This is a genomic window from Pseudonocardia sp. SID8383 (assembly GCF_009864975.1).
Classification (GTDB): Bacteria; Actinomycetota; Actinomycetes; order Mycobacteriales; family Pseudonocardiaceae; genus Pseudonocardia; species Pseudonocardia alni.
Map to the genome: position 1 here is coordinate 1 of NZ_WWFY01001030.1, position 3,753 is coordinate 3,753.

The following is a 3,753-nucleotide window of genomic DNA, read 5'->3' on the forward strand; positions in this document are numbered from 1 at the left end:
GTCGTGCCGGCGGCGTCGGTTCCGGTCGGCCGCGAGTCCGTCGCCCGCGTCGTCGCCTCGGCGGGCGGTTCCGCGGTGCCGGGTTCGCCTGGGTCGGACCGTGCCGGGTCGCCGCCACGACCCGCACCGTCCTCCCCGTCCGGTCCCGCCGGGGCGCCCGCGTGCGACGCGGCCACCCCACTCGGGTCGGCCTCGTCCTCGGCACCGGATTCAGTCACCGTGCGTGACGAAAGTCCACCCGATCGAGATGCGCCGGGCGGTCCCTCCGCAGAGCCGGACGGCCTGACAACCGGCATCTGGATGGTCTGGTCGGTCGCGTTCTGCGCCGCCTCGGGCGTACCCGAGGCCGCGCCGCTGTCCGGCCGGACGACCGGCAGGACCTGCGTCGCGGGCTCCATGTCGGCGCCGTAGCGCGCCTCCATGTCGGCCCGGTCGGCCCGGTCCGGCGCCGCGGGGGCACCGGTGCCACGACCGGAGGCGTCGGCCTCCGCCCGGTCACCGGCCTTCACCGCGGCACGGGTCTGCCACCAGTCGTAGGCGAGCACCAGGCCCGCGATCAGGCTGATGACCACCGATGTCCACGCCAGTGCCACCACGTGCAGGAACCATCCTGCGAGCAGCAGCACCAGCGCGATGACCACGAGGATCAGGACCAGCACCAGCATCGGCGAACTCCGTCGGTCGGCAGCGGCACCTGTCCGCTACCCGGTCGTCGTCGGTCGTCCCCGGCACCTCGGAGGCGCCGTGGGGCGGTCAGCTCCCGGTGTCGGCCCGCTGGCCGTACCCGGAGGCGGCGTACCCGCCGTTCGAGCCCGACCTGGTGGCACCGGTGCCGTCCGACGGGGCAGCCGAACCGCGACCCTCCAGGTCACGCAGCTGCGACTCCAGGTAGGTCTTCAGACGGGTGCGGTACTCCCGCTCGAAGGTCCGGAGCTCGTCGATCTTCTTCTCCAGAACGGACTTGTCGCGCTGGATGGCGCCCATGATCTCGTTCTGCTTGCGCTCGGCCTCACTGACCAGGCCGGACGCCTTCTCGCGCGACTGGCGCTCGAGCGTCTCGGCCCGCGTGCGGGCGTCGTTGAGCATGGTCTCGGCACGCGAGCGCGCGTCGTTGACCAGGCCGTCGGCCTTCGTCCGGGCGTCCGACAGGAGCTGCTCGGACTTGTTCCGGGCGTCCGACAGCATCGTGTCGGCCTCGTTCTTGGCCTCCGCGGTCAGGCGGTCCGCCATCTCCTGGGCGAGGCCCAGGACCTTGGCGGCCTGCACGTGGTGGTCACCGCCGTCGGCATCGGCGGGGCCGGCACCGGCCAGCTGCGGAGCGGGAGCACCCGCACCACGGCCCATCGGCGACGGGGAGGCGGCCAGGGCCTGGGTCTGCGCCGGAGCCGGCTGGCTCCGTGCCTCCTCCAGGTCGGCCTCGGCATCGCCGAGACGCTGCTCCAGCTGCGCGACCTGGTCGCGCAGGTCGTCGTTCTCCCCGATCAGCCGGGCCAGTTCGGCCTCGACCAGATCGAGGAAGGCGTCGACCTCGTCCTCGTTGTAACCCCGCTTCCCGATCGGGGGTTTGCTGAACGCGACGTTATGAACGTCGGCGGGCGTCAGCGGCATCGGATCACCTCATGCGGTCCTCGGCGGCACTCCCGGGTGACTGGGGCTCATCCCAGGAGCTGTGATCTGACGGCGCTCATCGAGATGAACACCACCAGCAACAGAACCATAATCGACAGGTCCAGTCCTACGCCTCCGATACGGACCACGGGGATCACTCTCCGCAGCAACTTGACCGGAGGGTCGGTCACGGTGAAGACGACCTCGAGCGCCACGGCGGGCGCTCCGGCGGGTCGCCACTGGCGCGCGAACGACCGGACCATCTCGACGACGATGCGGGCCGCGAGCAGCAGCCAGAAGAAGAACAGGACGTAATAGATCAGCGTCAGGATCGGGTCGGCCACGACTCAATCCTGTCGGAAAGCTCCGCGCTCGGCGAGCCTCCGCGCGTCGTCCGCGGAGACCTCGACGTCGGCCGGCGTGAGAAGGAACACCCGATCGGTGACCTTGTCGATGCTCCCGCGCAGGGCGAACGCCAGGCCCGCGGCGAAGTCCACCAGGCGTTTCGCTGCCGCGCCGTCCAGATCCGTGAGGTTCATGATGACGGGCACACCGTCGCGGTAGCGCTCACCGATGGTGCGGGCCTCGTTGTAGCTGCGGGGGTGCAGCGTCGTGATCGACGCCGGTCCCGCGGCCGCCCGGTCGCGCTGCTCCGGCACCGGCGCGGGGGCCACGACGGGCTCGTTCCGCTCCTCGCGTGCCGGACCCCGGAGGGTCTCCGGGTCCATCGCCAGCGCCCCGCGGACGGCCGCTCCGGGGCCGCCTCCGAGGGGAGTGGGAAGGTTCCCGCGCTCCGGGACCAGCCCGAGCGTCTCCCGCTCGCCGCGCGGATCCTGCCGCACGGCGCGCGCCGGACGGAGTGCCTCCCGCGCCGGGCGGGCGCCCCATCCGTCCTCGTAGCGGACCGCGGTCTCGTAGCGGTCGCCGTCGTAGGACGCCTGGTCGGCGAACCGACCGGCCCCGGCGGACCAACGGTCACCGCGCGGGCCGGCGTGGTGCTCGTGGCCGCCCCGGTAGTGATCCGGTTCGTCCACATAGTCCATCTCGTCGGCCGGGACCATGCCGAAGTACGCCTTCAGCCGGTACATCGCGCTCATCCGCTGTCCCCTCGCAGTACTGCTCGACTCCGTACGCGTCCCAACCGCACGCGCACCCCGCGTTCTGGCGACGGTCTCGCCGACGGTGCGGTCTCCGCCACCTGCTCAGTACCCACACCCACCAGCGATTACTCGGAGGCTATCCGCCGATCCCCCACAAGGGCCGTACCGACACGCACCACCGTCGATCCGTGACCGATCGCCGACTCCAGGTCCCCGCTCATCCCGGCGGACAGGACCGTCGCCCCGGGGTGCCGCCCGACGGTCTCCCGGTGCGCCTCGGCGATCCGCTCGAACGCCGCATCGGGCTCCCAGCCCAGCGGCGCGACGGCCATCAGCCCGGCCAGTTCCAGCCCCGGCAGCTCCCTGACCAGGTCCGTCAGCTCGACGAGCCCCTCCGGGGCGACGCCGCCGCGGTCGGCGTCGCCGTCGACGCTGTACTGCACGAGCACCGGCAGCGGGCCGCCGCGCTCCCCCGCGTCGCGGGCCTTCGCGACCTCCTTGTCGATCGCGCGGGCCAGCCGGGGCGAGTCGACGGAGTCGATCCGTGTCACCCACGGGAGCACCGTCCGTACCTTGTTCCGCTGCAGTCCGCCGACGAAGAACCAGTCCGGGGAGGCGTCCGGGCGCAGCGCCCGGACCTCGTCCACCTTGGACGCCGCCTCCTGCGCGCGGTTCTCGGCGAAGGCGTCCAGCCCGAGGTCGACCAGCGCGGCCACGTCGGCGGCCGGGATCGTCTTGGTGACGGCGTGCAGCCCGACATCGGAGGGGTCGCGGCCGGCGGCGCGGCAGGCCTCGGCCACCCGCTCGCGGACGGCGGCCAGTCGGTCGGTCAGTTCGCCGACACGGTCGGCGGTGGGGGTGCGGGGATCGGACACGGCGTCCATCGTTCCCGCCCGCGGGGGCGCCCGCGAGCCCCGCGTGGCGTGGATCGCCGGACCGGGCCGCCGGTCAGCGCGGGTCGAGCCAGGTGATCCCGGCCTGGCGGCCGCAGCGGCCGTCGCGGCGGTGGCTGAACAGGTCCGGGTCCTCGACGGTGCAGCGCGGG

General features: G+C 73.0%; 5 protein-coding genes and 1 pseudogene. All 6 read right to left on the reverse strand.

The annotated features are described in order from the left end of the window. A pseudogene (locus tag GTW08_RS24790) lies at positions 1-665 on the reverse strand (hypothetical protein); the annotation flags it as partial. Positions 666-753: 88 nt separating this feature from the next. Continuing rightward, complete coding sequence (locus GTW08_RS24795; protein WP_073573917.1) at positions 754-1,608, reverse strand: DivIVA domain-containing protein; 855 nt, start codon at positions 1,606-1,608, stop codon at positions 754-756. Positions 1,609-1,655: 47 nt separating this feature from the next. Beyond that, on the reverse strand, positions 1,656-1,940 hold the full coding sequence (locus GTW08_RS24800) for a YggT family protein (protein ID WP_062404554.1): 285 nt from the start codon (positions 1,938-1,940) through the stop codon (positions 1,656-1,658). A 15-nt stretch (positions 1,941-1,955) separates the two neighbouring features. Beyond that, positions 1,956-2,705 carry a cell division protein SepF gene (gene sepF, locus GTW08_RS24805; protein WP_073573918.1) on the reverse strand — a complete coding sequence of 250 codons (750 nt, stop codon included), beginning with the start codon at positions 2,703-2,705 and terminating at the stop codon, positions 1,956-1,958. Between the two features lie 128 nt (positions 2,706-2,833). Beyond that, positions 2,834-3,583 carry a YggS family pyridoxal phosphate-dependent enzyme gene (locus GTW08_RS24810; RefSeq protein ID WP_346009967.1) on the reverse strand — a complete coding sequence of 250 codons (750 nt, stop codon included), beginning with the start codon at positions 3,581-3,583 and terminating at the stop codon, positions 2,834-2,836. A 73-nt stretch (positions 3,584-3,656) separates the two neighbouring features. Continuing rightward, positions 3,657-3,753, reverse strand: a 97-nt coding sequence (locus GTW08_RS24815; protein WP_202417651.1) for a laccase domain-containing protein, incomplete at its 5' end; no start/stop codon positions are given.

Coding starts and splice junctions, on each gene's coding strand:
- sepF (WP_073573918.1), bottom strand. CDS start 2,705: ATGAGCGCGATGTACCGGCTGAAGGCGTACTTCGGCATGGTCCCGGCC.
- GTW08_RS24795 (WP_073573917.1), bottom strand. CDS start 1,608: ATGCCGCTGACGCCCGCCGACGTTCATAACGTCGCGTTCAGCAAACCC.